General features: G+C 75.9%; 12 protein-coding genes and 2 pseudogenes. All 14 read right to left on the bottom strand.

The genetic code is table 11. From position 1 onward, the window contains the following. A partial coding sequence (locus AB6N23_RS12875; RefSeq protein WP_412866455.1) for an ABC-F family ATP-binding cassette domain-containing protein occupies nucleotides 1-996 on the bottom strand: 996 nt, incomplete at its 3' end. A gap of 95 nt (nucleotides 997-1,091) precedes the next feature. Then, a pseudogene (locus AB6N23_RS12880) lies at nucleotides 1,092-1,557 on the bottom strand (ATP-binding cassette domain-containing protein); the annotation flags it as partial. A gap of 7 nt (nucleotides 1,558-1,564) precedes the next feature. Next, a complete protein-coding gene (locus AB6N23_RS12885) occupies nucleotides 1,565-2,047 on the bottom strand; it encodes an SRPBCC family protein (protein WP_412866444.1) in 483 nt (160 codons plus the stop codon). A gap of 95 nt (nucleotides 2,048-2,142) precedes the next feature. Then, entirely contained in the window at nucleotides 2,143-3,276 is a 1,134-nt protein-coding gene (locus AB6N23_RS12890) for an ABC transporter permease (protein WP_412866445.1), read from the bottom strand. Next, complete coding sequence (locus AB6N23_RS12895; protein ID WP_412866446.1) at nucleotides 3,273-4,208, bottom strand: ABC transporter ATP-binding protein; 936 nt, start codon at nucleotides 4,206-4,208, stop codon at nucleotides 3,273-3,275. The genes AB6N23_RS12890 and AB6N23_RS12895 overlap by 4 nt, the downstream gene beginning before the upstream one ends. A 187-nt stretch (nucleotides 4,209-4,395) precedes the next feature. Beyond that, nucleotides 4,396-5,055 carry a response regulator gene (locus AB6N23_RS12900; protein WP_412866447.1) on the bottom strand — a complete coding sequence of 220 codons (660 nt, stop codon included), beginning with the start codon at nucleotides 5,053-5,055 and terminating at the stop codon, nucleotides 4,396-4,398. Beyond that, the gene (locus AB6N23_RS12905) at nucleotides 5,048-6,451 is read right to left on the bottom strand and encodes a sensor histidine kinase (RefSeq protein WP_412866448.1); all 1,404 of its coding nucleotides are present in this window, start codon (nucleotides 6,449-6,451) and stop codon (nucleotides 5,048-5,050) included. The genes AB6N23_RS12900 and AB6N23_RS12905 overlap by 8 nt, the downstream gene beginning before the upstream one ends. A gap of 3 nt (nucleotides 6,452-6,454) precedes the next feature. Next, on the bottom strand, nucleotides 6,455-7,396 hold the full coding sequence (locus tag AB6N23_RS12910) for a 4-(cytidine 5'-diphospho)-2-C-methyl-D-erythritol kinase (RefSeq protein WP_412866449.1): 942 nt from the start codon (nucleotides 7,394-7,396) through the stop codon (nucleotides 6,455-6,457). After that, on the bottom strand, nucleotides 7,393-8,352 hold the full coding sequence (gene rsmA / locus AB6N23_RS12915; RefSeq protein WP_412866450.1) for a 16S rRNA (adenine(1518)-N(6)/adenine(1519)-N(6))-dimethyltransferase RsmA: 960 nt from the start codon (nucleotides 8,350-8,352) through the stop codon (nucleotides 7,393-7,395). Before rsmA ends, AB6N23_RS12910 begins: the two co-directional genes overlap by 4 nt. A 122-nt stretch (nucleotides 8,353-8,474) precedes the next feature. Then, entirely contained in the window at nucleotides 8,475-9,761 is a 1,287-nt protein-coding gene (locus AB6N23_RS12920) for a resuscitation-promoting factor (protein ID WP_412866451.1), read from the bottom strand. A gap of 287 nt (nucleotides 9,762-10,048) precedes the next feature. Then, nucleotides 10,049-11,248 (bottom strand): resuscitation-promoting factor, encoded by a 1,200-nt coding sequence (locus tag AB6N23_RS12925; protein ID WP_412866452.1) that lies wholly within the window; start codon nucleotides 11,246-11,248, stop codon nucleotides 10,049-10,051. Nucleotides 11,249-11,516: 268 nt separating this feature from the next. Next, entirely contained in the window at nucleotides 11,517-12,449 is a 933-nt protein-coding gene (locus AB6N23_RS12930) for a TatD family hydrolase (RefSeq protein WP_412866453.1), read from the bottom strand. Next, nucleotides 12,449-14,242 carry a methionine--tRNA ligase gene (metG, locus tag AB6N23_RS12935; protein WP_412866454.1) on the bottom strand — a complete coding sequence of 598 codons (1,794 nt, stop codon included), beginning with the start codon at nucleotides 14,240-14,242 and terminating at the stop codon, nucleotides 12,449-12,451. Before metG ends, AB6N23_RS12930 begins: the two co-directional genes overlap by 1 nt. 10 nt (nucleotides 14,243-14,252) lie before the next feature. After that, nucleotides 14,253-14,661 (bottom strand): annotated as a pseudogene (locus tag AB6N23_RS12940) (hypothetical protein); the annotation flags it as partial.

Below are 14,661 nucleotides of genomic sequence, written 5' to 3' on the forward strand. Positions count from 1 at the left end.
GGCACCCGGTGCGCCGGCCCCGACCGCCGCGGCTCCCCCGCCGCCGGCGAGCGCCGCCGCGCGCCGCTCGAGGTACTCCTCGACGCCACCGGGCAGGTCCCGCAGTCGACCGTCGCCGAGCAGCGCGACCTGCCGGTCGCAGACGCGCTCGAGCAGGTACCGGTCGTGCGAGACGACGATGAGCGTGCCGGGCCAGCCGTCGAGCAGGTCCTCGACGGCGGCGAGCGTGTCGGTGTCGAGGTCGTTGGTCGGCTCGTCGAGCAGCAGGACGTTGGGCTCGCCGACGAGCAGGCGCAGCAGCTGGAGGCGCCGGCGCTCGCCGCCGGACAGGTCCCGGACCGGCGTGCGGGCGCGCTCGCGCGTGAACCCGAGCCGCTCGACGAGCTGGCTCGCGCTCACCTCCTTGCCGCCGACCACCATCGTCCGCCTCTCGCGCTCGACGGCCTCGGTGACGCGCAGGTCGGCGACCTCGTCGAGGTCCTCGACGTCCTGGCGCAGCTCGGCGACCTGCACGGTCTTGCCGCGCTTGACGCGGCCGGACGTCGGCTGGGCGCGGCCGGTGAGCAGCCGCAGCAGCGTCGACTTGCCGGCGCCGTTGACGCCGACGACGCCGTACCGGTCGCCCGGGCCGAGCCGCCACGTCACGTCGTCGAGCAGCACGCGCCCGTCGGGCAGCGTGTACGTCACGCCCTCGAGGTCGAGCACGTCCTTGCCGAGCCGCGCGGTGGCGGTGCGCGCGAGCTCGAGGGAGTCGCGCGGCGGCGGCTCGTCGGCGATGAGGGCGGCGGCCGCGTCGAGGCGGAAGCGGGGCTTGGAGGTGCGCGCCGGGGCGCCGCGGCGCAGCCACGCGAGCTCCTTGCGCAGCAGGTTCTGCCGCTTGGTCTCGACGGTCGCCGCCTGCTGCGCGCGCTCGGCGCGGGCCAGCACGTACGCGGCGTAGCCGCCCTCGTACTGGTCGACGACGCCGTCGTGGACCTCCCACGTGCGCGTGCACACCGCGTCGAGGAACCAGCGGTCGTGCGTGACGACGACGAGCGCGCCCGAGCTGCCGGCGTACCGCTCGCTCAGGTACCGCGCGAGCCACGCGACGCCCTCGACGTCGAGGTGGTTCGTCGGCTCGTCGAGCACGAGCACCTCGTCGTCGCGCACGAGCAGCGCGGCGAGCGCGACCCGGCGCCGCTGCCCGCCGGACAGCGTCGCGAGGTCGGCACCGAGGTCGACGTCGGCCAGCAGGCCGCTGTGCACGGCGCGGACGCGGGCGTCGGACGCCCACTCGTGCGCGTCGGCGGACCCGTGCACGGCGTCGAGCACCGTGCCGGAGCCGAGGTCGTCCCGCTGGTCGAGCAGCGCGACGCGCGTGCCGCCCGCGCGGGTGACGCGGCCCGTGTCCGGGTCCTGACGGCCGGCGAGCACGCGCAGGAGCGTCGACTTGCCGGCGCCGTTGGGGCCGACGACGCCGATGCGCTGGCCGTCGTCGACGCCGAGGCTGACGCCGTCCAGGAGGGTGCGGGTGCCGAGGGTGAGGTGGACGCTGTCCGCGCCGAGCAGATGAGCCATGTCGGGCTCATCCTCCCAGGTGCACCGCCAGGGCGTCGAAGAGGCCCCGCGTCCCCTCCTCGCGCTGCGCGGCGCTGTCGAGCCCGTCGAGGTGCACGCCGTGCTCGGTGTACCGCAGGTGGGTGCCCTCGCCGTCGGCCTCGAGCTCGTAGGTGGCGAGCGAGGTCGAGATGTGGGCGCCGTCGAGCCACATGTCGTAGGTGAGGACGATCCGCTCGTGCTCGACGACGTCGGTGTACGTCGCGACGTAGCGGCTGAGGGTCCCGCCGTCGAACCGGCCCTCGTCGACGGCCGTGCCGCCGACCCGGAGGTCGTCGGACTCCTCGGTCTTGGTCCAGCCCTCGCCCGCGCCGAACCACGCGCGCTTCTCGTCGAGGTCCGCGAACGCCCGCCACACCCGGGCGACGGGCGCGTCGAGCGTGCGCTCGATCACGAACGTCGAGTGGGCGACGGAGCGGGTCGTGCCGGTGGTGCTCGTGGTGCTCGTCATGGGTCCTCCTCGGCCGGGGCCCACGCCGGACGGGCCGGGCCAATACTTAGGCTGCTGCTTAAGTATTGGCCCGGCCGTCGTCGGTGGTCAAGACCTCAGTCGTCGGCCGACCGGGCGAGCGCCTCGCGCACCGCGACACGGCCGCCCATGCGCAGCACCGACCGCTCGTAGATGCGCGCCGCCACCGCGATCACGGCGAGCGTCGCGGCGATCAGCACGACCAGCGCCACCACCGGCTCCCACCACGCGGCCTCGTTGAGGAACAGCCGCACCGGCATGCCGACCGGCGCGGTGAACGGCACGAACGACATGATCCGCAGCACGAGCTCGTTGTCGTTGAAGAAGACGACGAGGAAGTACGGCACCATCGTCAGCCAGATCGCCGGCTGCAGGACCGTCCCGGTGTCCTCGACGCGGGACACCAGCGACGCGCTCGCCGCGAAGATCGCCGCGAGCAGCACGAACCCGATCGCGAAGAACACCACGAACCACACCATCGGCATGCCGATGAGCGTCAGCACGTCGTCCTGGCCCGTGACCACCAGCCCGAGCACCGCGACCGCCGCGATCGCGGCCGTCTGCCCGAGCGCGAGCACCGAGTTGCCGAGGATCTTGCCCGCGAGCAGCGCCCGCGCCGGCACCGCCGACAGCAGGATCTCGACGATGCGCGACTGCTTCTCCGTCACGGTGTTCTGCGCGATCATCGAGCCCGCGCCGATCACCGAGGTCATGAAGACCAGGCCGAACGCGAAGGTGATCAGGTAGCGCAGCCCGCCCTCGGCGGGTGCGGGGTCGAGCAGCTCGACCTCGGGCGCCGCCGTGAGCGCCTGCACGACGGCCTCGGGGGCGTCGTCGAGCGCGAGGACCGCGACCCCGAGCGGCTCGCCGCCCGGCACGACCGCCGCGTCCACCTCGCCCGAGCGCACGGCCGCCTCGGCGGCGGCACGGTCGGCGACGTCGCGGACGTCGAGGCCCGGCGCGCCGTCGACGCTGCCCGCGACCGACGACACGACCGCGACCGGGGTCTCGCCCGGCTCGCGCTGACCGACGATCGCGCTGATGACGATGCCCGCGAGGATGGCGAGCAGGAGCACCGCGGTCGAGATGAGGAACGACTTCGACCGGACCTGCGACGTGATCTCGCGCTCGGCGACCAGCAGCGTGGCGCGGCCCAGCGACGGCGGCTGCGGCGCGTGCGCCGCGGGCGCGGGGTGGGACGTGGTGCTCATCGGACGACCTCCGGCTCCTGCGTGCGGCCGGCGGCGTCGGCCGGCTCCTCGTCGGTGATGACCTCGCGGAAGATCTCCGCGAGGGACGGGCGCAGCGGGGCGAAGGACTCCACCGGCCCGCGGGCCAGCGCGGCCGTCAGCACGCGCTGCGCCGTCGCGGCGTCCGCCTCGAAGACCGCGGTGCCCGCGGCCAGCTCGTCGACCCGGACGCCCGGCTCGTCCCGCAGCCAGCCCATGTCGCCGGCGACGACGATCTCGTGCCGCTCGGTCGCGTGCGCCCGGCGCAGCTCGTCGCGCGAGCCGGCGGCGCGGATGCGGCCGCCGGCGATGATGACGAGGTCGTCGCACAGCCGCTCGACGACGTCGAGCTGGTGGGACGAGAAGAGCACCGGCACGCCGCGGGCCGCACGCTCGGCGAGCACGCCCTGCACGACCTCGACGGCCATCGGGTCGAGGCCGGAGAACGGCTCGTCGAGGACGAGGACCTCGGGGTCGTGCACCAGGGCCGCGGCGACCTGCGCGCGCTGCTGGTTGCCGAGCGACAGGTTCTCCACCGGGTCGTCCGCGCGCTCGGTCAGCCCGAGCCTGTCGACGAGGTCGCGCGCTCGCTCCGCCGCCGCCGCCTTGTCGAAGCCGTGCAGCCGCGCCAGGTAGGTGAGCTGCTCGACGAGCTTCATCTTCGGGTACAGCCCGCGCTCCTCCGGCATGTAGCCGAAGCGCGCGCGGCGCGCGCCGTCGAGCGGGCGACCGTCGATCGTCACCGTCCCGGCGTGCGCGGAGAGCACGCCGAGGATGATGCGCATCGTCGTCGTCTTGCCCGCGCCGTTGCCGCCGACGAACCCCGTCAGCCGGCCGCGGCCCACCGTGAAGCTCACGTCGTCGAGCACGCGCCGGTCGCCGAAGGACCTGCTGACGCCCTGGAGCTCGAGCATCGTCCTCTCCTCTCGCCGTGTCCGGCGAGCGCCGGACGTCCTGGGGACGACGCTAGGCGGCACGGGGGTGCCGGCACCTCGGGCGGGCGGCCGATCCTGCGGCTCATCCCCGGGACGGAGGCGGCCCCGGCGCGGCGCGGCGGGCTCGGCCGCGCGGACGACGGCGCAGGTCAGCCCGCGTGCAGGGTCAGCCCACGAGGCCGTGCTCGTGGGCGTACACGACCGCCTGCACGCGGTCCCGCAGGCCGAGCTTGGCGAGCACGTTGGACACGTGCGTCTTGACCGTCGCGCGGCTGACGACGAGCTCCGCGGCGATCTCGTCGTTGTTGAGCCCGCGCGCCACGAGGACGAGCACCTCCGACTCGCGCTCGGTCAGCGGCACGAGCGGCGCGGCGGTCGACGCCGGTGCCGGGCGGGCGTCGACGGCCCGGGCGATGACCGCGCGCGTCACCTCGGGCGCGAGCAGGCCCTCGCCGGCCGCCGCGCTGAGCACCGCCTCGTGCAGCTGCTCGGGCCGCGACGTCTTGAGCAGGTAGCCCACGGCCCCCGCCTGGAGCGCCTCGAGCAGGTAGTCCTCGCGGTTGAAGGTCGTCAGCACGACCACCGCCGCGTGCACGTCCGGGTCCGCGACGATCCGCCGGGTCGCCTCGAGCCCGTCCATGTCGGGCATCTGCACGTCCATGCAGACGACGTCCGGCCGCACCGCGCGCACGACCTCGACGGCCTCCGAGCCCGTGCTCGCCTCGCCGACCACCTCGACGTCCGGGTGCGCCGACAGGATGGTCCCGATCCCGGCCCGCAGCAGCGCCTGGTCGTCCACGAGCACGACCCGCACCCGCTCACCCATCGGTGGTCTCCCGTCCCGTCGTCGCACCGCGTCCCGCGCCGTCGCCGCCCGCCACCGGCACCCGCACGCGCACGAGGAACCCGCCGCGGCGCAGCCGGCCGGCCTCGAGGGTGCCGCCGTCGGCCGCGACCCGCTCGCGCATGCCGGCCAGGCCCATGCCCGTGCCCGGCGCCGGGGCCGCGCGGCGGCTCGTGCCGCCGTCGTCCGACACCTCGAGCTCGACCTCGCCCGGCAGCCAGCGCAGCCGCACGTCGGCCCGCGCGGAGTGACCGGCGTGCTTGCGGGTGTTCGTCAGCGCCTCCTGGGCGATGCGGTAGAGGTTGAGCGACGTCAGCGGCGACAGCCGTGCCGGCTCGCCGACCTCCTGGTACGTCACCTCGAGCCCGCCGGCGCCGGCCTGCTCGACGAGCCGCGGGATGCGGCCGACGTCGAGCGACGCGAGCGCCTCGTCGGGGGCGCTCGGCGGCACGGGGACGCCGGAGACCGCGGCGGCACCCTCGCGCAGCGTGCCGAGCAGGCCCTGCAGCTCGACGACCGCCTCGCGCGCCGACTCCTCGACGTGCCCCAGCGCCGCGGCCGCGCGTGCCGGGTCGGTGCCGAGCACCGTCCGGGCCGCGGCCGCCTGCACCCCCATGAGCGACACGTGGTGCGCGACCGCGTCGTGCAGCTCGCGCGCGATGCGCAGCCGCTCGAGCGCGACCGCCTGCGCCTCCGCCCGCACGCGCTCGGCCTGCAGGAGCCGCGTGCGCCACGCGGTGCGCTCCCGCTCGCGCGCGGACGCCCACGCGTGGTCGCCGAACCACCACGAGCCCGCGAAGTACAGGACGTTGGTGAGCAGCTGGATGAGCATGTACGCCACGAACGGCGAGAAGGCCCCGACCCGGTCGAGCCCCAGGTCCTCGTCCGGGTCCGTGGCCGCCAGGAAGATCGACACCAGCAGCCACGTGAACATCGCCGTGACGACCACGGCCCGGACCCAGAACGCGCGCGTGCGCGACGGCTCCCACGCCCCCACCGTGTACAGGGCCATGAACAGCGCGATGTTGCTGAACAGCTGCTCCGGCACCAGCAGCGCCTGGCCGACGATGAACGTGACGCCCGCGACCACCGCGACCGCGCTCGGCCAGCGGCGGCGCACCGCCAGCGGCAGCGTCTGCGCCGCGAGGAGCAGGGCGGAGAGCCAGCCCTCGGCGGGGTCCGGGATCAGCCCGGTGACCCGCCACATGACCGAGCTGAGGATCGCGCCGACGAACAGCGACCCGCCGAGCAGGACGTCCCAGCGCAGGTCGTCCGGCGTGGGCGGGCGGCGGGACCAGCCGGCGACGTCGGGGTCGCCGGCCGCACCGACGCGCGGCAGCGGCGCCGGCACGCCGGTGCCGGAGGGGACGACGACCACCCGTCAGTCACCCGCCCCGACGACGCGCGCGCCCGGCACGGGCCCGGACGCCGTGAGCACGCGGTCGGCGACGCCCGAGGCCGTGAACGCCGCGGCGATCGCGAGGGCGTGCTGCCGGCTGCGCGCGAGCGCCGCGACCGTCGGGCCGGACCCCGACACGACGACGCCGAGCGCGCCCGCGTCGGTCGCGACCGCGAGCGGCTCCGCCAGGCCGGGGTCGAGCTCGAGCGCGGCCGGCTCCAGGTCGTTGTGCAGCGCGGCGCCGAGGGCCGCGGCGTCGCCCGCCCGCAGCGCCTGCATGAGCGGCACGTCGTCCTCGTCGGTCAGCGGCTGGGCGTCGTGCCCGCGCAGCTCGTCGAACGCGCGGTACACCGCCGGGGTCGACAGCCCGTGGTCCTGCACGGCGAACGCCCAGTGGAACTCGCCGCGGCTCAGCGCGGGCGTGAGCAGGTCGCCGCGGCCCGTGCCGACGGCCGTGTGCCCGACCAGCGCGAACGGCACGTCCGAGCCGAGCTCCGCCGCGATCGCGACGAGCTCGTCGCGGGACAGGCCGGTGCCCCACAGCTGGTCGCACGCGAGCAGGGCCGCCGCGGCGTCGGCCGAGCCGCCCGCCATGCCGCCCGCCACGGGGACGCCCTTGACGAGGTGCAGGTGCGCGGCGTCGTCGACGCCCGCGTGCGCGGCGACCGCGCGCGCGGCGCGCAGGGCGAGGTTCGACTCGTCCGTCGGCACGTCGTCGGCCTGCGGGCCCTCCGCGCTGACCCGGAACTCCCCCGCCGTCCGCGCGACGACCTCCTCGTAGACCGACACCGCCTGGAACACGGTCGACACCGGGTGGTAGCCGTCCGACCCCACGGGGCCCACGCGTAGCGACAGGTTCACCTTCCCGGGGGCGCGCACGCGCACCGCACGCTCGGGCAGGTCGTGCACACCGCTCACCGTCACGGTGCCACTGTGCCAGGTCGGTGCGGGAGCGGCCGTCCGGCGGCGGTGAGCTCCTCGGCGATGCGCGCGAAGGCCGTCACGTCGAGCTGCTCGCCCCGGACCTGCGGGTCCAGGCCCGCGCCGCGCAGCGCGGCCTCCGCCGCGGCCGGCGACCCGGCGAGCTGCGCGAGGGCCGAGCGCAGCGTCTTGCGGCGCTGGGCGAAGGCGGCGTCGACGACCGCGAACACGTCCGCGCGCGGCACCGTGGTGGTCGGCGGCTCGCGCCGGTCGAGGCGCACGAGGGCCGAGTCCACGTTCGGCGCGGGCCAGAAGACCGCGCGTCCCACGGTCGCCGTGCGCCGGGCCGCCGCGTACCAGGCCGCCTTGACCGACGGGACGCCGTACGTGCGGCTGCCCGGCGGCGCCGCGAGGCGGTCCGCGACCTCGGCCTGCACCATGACGAGGCCGCGCTCGAGCGCGTCGAACCGCTCGAGGAACGTCAGCAGCACCGGGACGGACACGTTGTACGGGAGGTTCGCGACGAGGGCGGTCGGCGCCGGGGCGGGCAGCGCCGTGACCGCGAGCGCGTCGGCCGTGAGCACGGTGAGCCGGTCGCGGCCGTCCGCGTCGGTGAGGCGGACCTCCCGCCGGTCGCCCTCCTCGCGGACCGGGCCGACCGTCAGGCCCGGCACGTGCGCGGCGACCGTCGACGGGAGCAGGCCGGCCAGGACCGGGTCGATCTCGACGGCCACGACGTCCGCCCCGGCCTCGAGCAGCCCGAGCGTGAGGGAGCCCAGGCCGGGCCCGACCTCGACGACGCGCTCGCCCGGCCGCACGTCGGCCTGGCGGACGATCTTGCGGACCGTGCCCGCGTCGAGCACGAAGTTCTGCCCGAGGGTCTTGGTGGGACGCACGCCGGCGCGCCCGGCGAGGGCCCGGATCTCGGCAGGCCCCAGGAGCGCGACGTCGGCTGGCATGGCCCCGAGCCTAACGAGCCCCCGGCGCCCGCCGTCCGGCGGCACGGGCACCGCCGGCCGGCGGCGGACGCACCGCGGCCCCGCCCCCGACGAGCGGGGACGGGGCCGGCGACGCGTGCGGGTCAGCTGAACAGGTTCTTGCCGCAGTGCGGCCACTGCCCGGCGCCCGAGCGGTTGTAGAGCATCTTCGCGCGTGCGGTCTGCTCGTCGGCCGACGCCTGCGAGGGCAGCCCGGCACCGCCGACCGCCTGCCAGGTGGCGACGGAGAACTGGTACAGCCCGTGGTACTTGCCGGTGGACGACACCGCGTCGGGGCGTCCGCCCGACTCGCAGCGGGCCAGGGCGGCCCAGTTGAGCGAGTCGGCGTCGCCGCCGGCGGCGATGGGACCGGCCGTGCCGGACGGGGCGGCCGCGGCGGGCCGGGGTGCGGCGGCGGGCTTCGGCGCGGGGCGCGCCTTCGTCCCGACGGACACGACCTCCTCGACGGGCGCCTGCGTCACGGCGTCCGAGACGGGTTCGCGGGCCTCCTCGGCGCCGTCGACCGTCGTCACGCGCTCGACGACCGTGCGCACACCCGGCACGCCGGCCTGCGCGACGGCGCGCTCGCCCGTGAACCGGGCGGCGTCCTCCTGCTCGCGGGACGTGAACGGCACCTCGTGCGTCGTCGTCACGTCCTGCACGACGACGCGCTGGACGACCACGTCGACGTCGCCGCCGCCGTCGCGCACGACGCGGACGCGGTCGAGCGCACCGAGCGTCACGCCCAGCTCACCGAGCACGTCGGCGACCGTGGCGTCGGCCTCGGGGACCGCGAGGACCTGGCCGTCGACGTGCACCTCCGCCGCACCGCGGACCGTGAGGTCCAGCGGCATCTCGGCGCGGCCGTCGGCGGACGAGCGCGAGGCGACGAGCGCGACGCTGGTCGCGCGGGACGACAGGTCCTCGAGCGCCTCCTGCGCGCTGAGCGCCGTGGTCCAGACGACCTGCTCGCTGCCGTCCATCGAGACGGTGACCGCGGTGGCGTGGCGCACGACGACCTCGAGGCCGTCGGTGAGCACGCCGGACGCGGAGACGGTGTCGCGCTCGCCGACCACGACGCCCTCCTCGGCGAGGAGGCCCTCGACCGAGCCGGCGAACGTGGAGACGTCCTGCAGGCGGCCGTCGACGTCGAGCACGACGTCCTTGTGGGCGTGGGCGTAGCCGGCGGTGCCGGCGCCGAGCACGAGCGCGGCGGCGCCGGCCGTGATCGGGAGCCAGCGGCGGCGGCGGGCGGGGGCGGTGGCCGTGCCCGTGGCGGGGGCGGCGGTGGTGTCGTCGGGCAGACCGGGCTCGGCTGCGTCGCGGGAGGTGGGTCCGAGGAGGCGGGTCGAGAACTGCACGGGGCTCCAGCCGTCGTCGTGCCCGGGCACGGGGAGCGGTGCGCCGTGGCGCCCGGCGGGCGCGCACGCCCGCCTCAGCAGCGCGGGCGGGCCTCGGCCCCACCGGCCCGGATCCCCGATCCGGCCGTCAGCGGGCGCAGGTCGCGGCCGCTCGCCGCGCCGGCGGCCGGCCCTCGCAGGGCACCGCCGGTCAAACGCGACACGCGACCGTAACGGGATTGTGACCCCGATGCCAAGCGAGTGAGGCGGACGTCACGCGACGCCCGCCCCGGCCCGACCTCTGCGCGCCCTCTGCCCGGAGCGCGTCCCGCGCGGGGTCAGTACCAGTTCTTCGCCTGCGAGTGCGCCCACGCACCGCAGGGGTTGCCGTACCGGCCGGAGATGTAGCCGAGGCCCCACGTGATCTGCGTGGCGGGGTTCGTGCGCCAGTCGGCACCCGCGCTCGCCATCTTCGAGCCGGGCAGCGCCTGCGGGATGCCGTACGCGCTCGAGGACGGGTTGTCCGCGTCGACGCGCCACCCGCTCTCCTTCTGCCACAGCTTGAGCAGGCACGCGAACTGGTCGTCGCCCCACCCGCGCGCCGTCACCATCTCCTTGGCGATGGCCTGGGCGGTGCCCGGCTCGACCGCCACCTCGGACGGGTCCGGCAGCGCGGCCGTCCCCACCCGGACGACCTGGTCGACGGGCGCCACCGTCACGACCGACGCCACCGGCGTCCGGCCGACCACGACGCCGCCGACCACGTCGAGGGCGTACGTCGTGGTCCGCACACCCGCGCGGCCCGCCGTCTGCACCTTGCGCGTGCCCGTCACGAGCGTGGCGTCCTCGACCTCGCGCTCGGCGAACGGCACCGTCTCCGTGACCGTCTCGCCCGAGCTCGCGGCGCGCGTCACCATGACGACGAGCCCGTCCACCGCGGCCGCGTCGAGCGGGACCGAGACGCGGTCGCCCTCCTCGAGCACCAGGCCGATGTCCCGCAGCGCGTCGCGCACCGTGCCGCCGCTGCTCACGCCGTCGATGACCTGCCCGTCGACGACGAGGTGCACGGTCTTCTGCGTCGAGACGCGCAGCACGTCGCGGCCCACCTCGGCCGAGCGGGACGCCGACAGGCGGACGTCGTCGCGCAGCCCGAGGCCGTCGACGGCCTCGCCGACGGTGAGTGCGGTCGTCCACACGGCACGCTGCTCGCCGTCGACCTCGACCGCGATCTCGCGCCCGTGCCGCACGACCACCTGGTCCGTGCGGCCGACCGGGGCGTCGAGGGCCGGCGCGACGAGGTCCCGCTCGCCCACCTCGATCTGCGCCGCGGCGAGCACGTCACCGACCGTGCGGCCGAAGGCCTGCACCTCGACCTCGCGCCCGTCGACGTCGACCGTCACGTCCTTGTGCAGGGCGGCGAACGCCGTCGTCCCGCCCACGACGAGGGCGAGGACGGTGGCCTGCGCGACGCCGTGCGCGAGCCGGCGTGCGGCGCGGGGGCGCGCGGCGGCGCGGCGGGTGCGGTCGGGACCGGTCACGGTGTCCTTCGGGTCGGCGGGAGGGGTCGCGTGCCCTGGGTCGTGCGTGGTCGGGTCGTGCTGGGTCCTGCTGGTCGGGCGCCTGCGTGGCGGGAGACCCGCCCTGGTCATCGGCACCGGCGCCGGGCTCCTTGACGGCCCCGGGCCGGACGGCCGTCCGACCGCGCGCCGCCACAGACCGTAACCGATCCGTGACACGGCGACCACCCGCGTCCCCGAACCCGTGGACGGGCGCGGGTGCGGACCGGCGCCGGCCCCGGTACCCGGCTCACCAGGGGCCGTAGACCGCCTCGGCCGCCGCGGACACCTGCCGGCACACGTCCTCGAGCGACCGCCCCGTGACCTCCGCGACGGTGCGGACGGTGCCCGGCAGCAGGTACGGGCCGTTGGGCCGCCCGCGGTACGGGTGCACGGTGAGGTAGGGCGCGTCGGTCTCGACGAGCACGAGCCCCGGCGGCAGCACGCGCAGCGCGGCGCGCAGGTCGTCGTTGGCGGGGAACGACACCGGCCCGGCGAACGAGCAGTACCAGCCGTGCCGGGCGGCGACCTCGGCGAGGGCCGCGTCGCCCGAGAAGCAGTGGAAGACGGTGCGCGCCGGGGCGCCGTCGCGCAGCAGCACGTCGACGACGTCCTCGTGCGCGTCCCGGTCGTGGATCTGCAGGGCCAGGTCGAGCTCCTTGGCGAGCGCGACGTGCGTGCGGAACGCCTCGCGCTGCACCGCGCGCCCGGCGTCGCCGGCGCGGAAGAAGTCGAGGCCCGTCTCACCCACCGCCCGCACCCGCGGGTTGTCCCGCGCGACGGCGGCCACGCGCGCGACCGCCTCGTCCAGCGGGACGTCGTGCCGCGGCTGCGGGTCGGGGTCCAGGCCGTCGGGCGCGACCTCGCGGACGCCCGCGTGCAGCACCGCCTCGTTGGGGTGGATCGCGACCGCGCCGAGCAGCGCGTCGTGCGCGCGCACCACCGCGTCCGTCCACGCGAGCGCGTCGAGGTCGCAGCCGACCTGCACCATCCGGGTCACCCCGACCTGCGCCGCGCGCGCGAGGTGCGCGGCCAGGTCGGGGTGCACGTCCGGGTCGGCGGGGTCCCAGCCGTCGGCCCGCCGGTCGACGACCGACTCGAGGTGCGTGTGGTCGTCGACGACGGGCAGCGGCAGCGGCTCCGGGGCGGGCGGCCAGCCGCGCTCGCGCTGCTTGCGCGCCATCAGCCCTGGCGCAGCCGGTCGAGCTCCTCCTCGACGATGGCGTCGTCGAGCTTGGTGAACACCGGCGTCGGCCGGGCGATCGGCGTGCCGGGCACGACCGCGCGCGGCTGCCACGGCGCGACCGTCTCGCCCAGGCGGTAGTCGCCCGTGATGACCGGGTAGTGCCGGGAGTCGTCGTCCAGGTCGGTGACCTCGTCGATGCGCGGCATCGGCGAGAGGGTGCCCGTGCCGCCGAGCGTCTCGTGCACCTGCTGCGCGGCGAACGGCAGGAACGGCGCGAGCAGCGTGTTGAGGTCGCTCACCGCCTGCGTCGTCGTGTGCAGCACGGTCGCCAGGCGGTCGGGGTCCTCCTTGAGCTTCCACGGCTCGGTCTCGGAGACGTACCGGTTCGCCTCGCCGACCACGCGCATCGCCTCGCCGAGCGCGGCCCGCTGGCGGTGCGCGCCGACGAGCTCGCCGACCCGCCCGAACGCCGTCGTCACCTCGGCGAGCAGCGCCTCGTCGACCGGCTGCCGCTGCCCGGGCGTCGGGATCGCGCCGAAGTTCTTGTGCACCATGCTCGCGGTGCGGTTGACGAGGTTGCCCCAGCCGGCGACCAGCTCGTCGTTCGTGCGGCGCTTGAACTCCTGCCACGTGAAGTCGACGTCCTGCGTCTCCGGGCCCGCGACCGAGATGTAGTAGCGCAGCGCGTCCGGCTGGTAGCGCGCGAGCATGTCGCGCACGAGGATGACGACCCCGCGCGACGAGGAGAACTGCTTGCCCTCGACGTTGAGGAACTCGCTCGAGACCACCTCGGTGGGCAGGTTCAGGGAGCCGTACGCGCCGGGCTCACCGCCCCGCGCGCCCTTGCCGTCGTAGCCGAGGAGCTCCGCCGGCCAGATCTGGCTGTGGAACGTGATGTTGTCCTTGCCCATGAAGTAGTACGACAGGGCCGACGGGTCGTTCCACCACCCGCGCCAGGCGTCCGGGTCGCCGCTGCGGCGGGCCCACTCGATCGACGCCGACAGGTACCCGATCACGGCGTCGAACCAGACGTACAGCCGCTTGTTCGGGTTCTGCTCCCAGCCGTCCAGCGGCACGGGGATGCCCCAGTCGATGTCGCGCGTCATGGCGCGCGGGCGCACGTCGTCCAGCAGGTTCAGCGAGAACTTCAGCACGTTGGGCCGCCACGCGGTGCGCGTGCGCAGCCAGTCGCCGAGCGCGTCGACGAACGCGGGCAGGTCGAGGAAGAAGTGCTCCGACTCGACGAACTTCGGCGTCTCGCCGTTGATGCGGCTGCGCGGGTTCTTCAGCTCGATCGCGTCGAGCTGGTTGCCGCAGTTGTCGCACTGGTCGCCGCGCGCGCCGTCGTACCCGCAGATGGGGCAGGTGCCCTCGATGTACCGGTCGGGCAGCGTGCGGCCCGTCGAGGGGCTGACCGCGCCCATCGTCGTGCGCTCGACCATGTACCCGTTCTTGTGCACCGTGCGGAACATCTCCTGCACGACCGCGTAGTGGTTGCGCGTCGTGGTGCGCGTGAACAGGTCGTACGACAGCCCGAGCTGCGCGAGGTCCTCGACGATGACACGGTTGTACCGGTCCGCGAGCTCCTGCGCGCTCACGCCCTCCTTGTCGGCCTGCACGAGGATCGGGGTCCCGTGCTCGTCCGTGCCCGACACCATGAGCACGTCGTGGCCCGCCATGCGCATGTACCGGCTGAACACGTCCGAGGGGACGCCGAACCCGGCGACATGACCGATGTGACGGGGGCCGTTGGCGTAGGGCCACGCGACGGCCGACAGGATGCGGGACATGCGCCCGATCCTAGGTCGGACGACCGTCCGCCCCGTCCGGCTTTCCGCCCGTCGGGCGGGTCGCCGGGTCCGCGGGCTCCGCGGCGCGCGCGTGCGCGTCGTCGTGCGCGCGCGGGGCGGCGCCGCCGCGCCGGCCGAGCCGCACGAACGTCGCCGTCGGCTCCGACACGTCCCACGACCTGTCCTCGGCGTCCTCCTCCGCGCGGCGCAGCGCCTCCTCCCCCGCGATGGCCTCCGCCTCGACGGCGAGCGGCGCGACGCTGGCCTCCGCGAAGGTCGGCACCGGCACCGGCACTGGCACCGGCACGGGGGCCGGGGCGCCGGCCGGGATGGGCTGGGTGTCGAGGTCGCCGCCGCCCGTCCCCGCGCCCGGCACGGGCGGCCAGGCCGGCGCGGGGCGCGGCGGCGGGACGGACGGC

The organism is Cellulomonas pasadenensis (assembly GCF_047229365.1).
Classification (GTDB): Bacteria; Actinomycetota; Actinomycetes; order Actinomycetales; family Cellulomonadaceae; genus Cellulomonas.

Excerpts from the sequence above, each read along its gene's own strand:
- AB6N23_RS12930 (WP_412866453.1), bottom strand. The coding sequence starts at position 12,449 with ATGGCGCGCAAGCAGCGCGAGCGCGGCTGGCCGCCCGCCCCGGAGCCG.
- metG (WP_412866454.1), bottom strand. The coding sequence starts at position 14,242 with ATGTCCCGCATCCTGTCGGCCGTCGCGTGGCCCTACGCCAACGGCCCC.
- AB6N23_RS12900 (WP_412866447.1), bottom strand. The coding sequence starts at position 5,055 with ATGGGTGAGCGGGTGCGGGTCGTGCTCGTGGACGACCAGGCGCTGCTG.
- rsmA (WP_412866450.1), bottom strand. The coding sequence starts at position 8,352 with ATGCCAGCCGACGTCGCGCTCCTGGGGCCTGCCGAGATCCGGGCCCTC.
- AB6N23_RS12890 (WP_412866445.1), bottom strand. The coding sequence starts at position 3,276 with ATGAGCACCACGTCCCACCCCGCGCCCGCGGCGCACGCGCCGCAGCCG.
- AB6N23_RS12895 (WP_412866446.1), bottom strand. The coding sequence starts at position 4,208 with ATGCTCGAGCTCCAGGGCGTCAGCAGGTCCTTCGGCGACCGGCGCGTG.
- AB6N23_RS12885 (WP_412866444.1), bottom strand. The coding sequence starts at position 2,047 with ATGACGAGCACCACGAGCACCACCGGCACGACCCGCTCCGTCGCCCAC.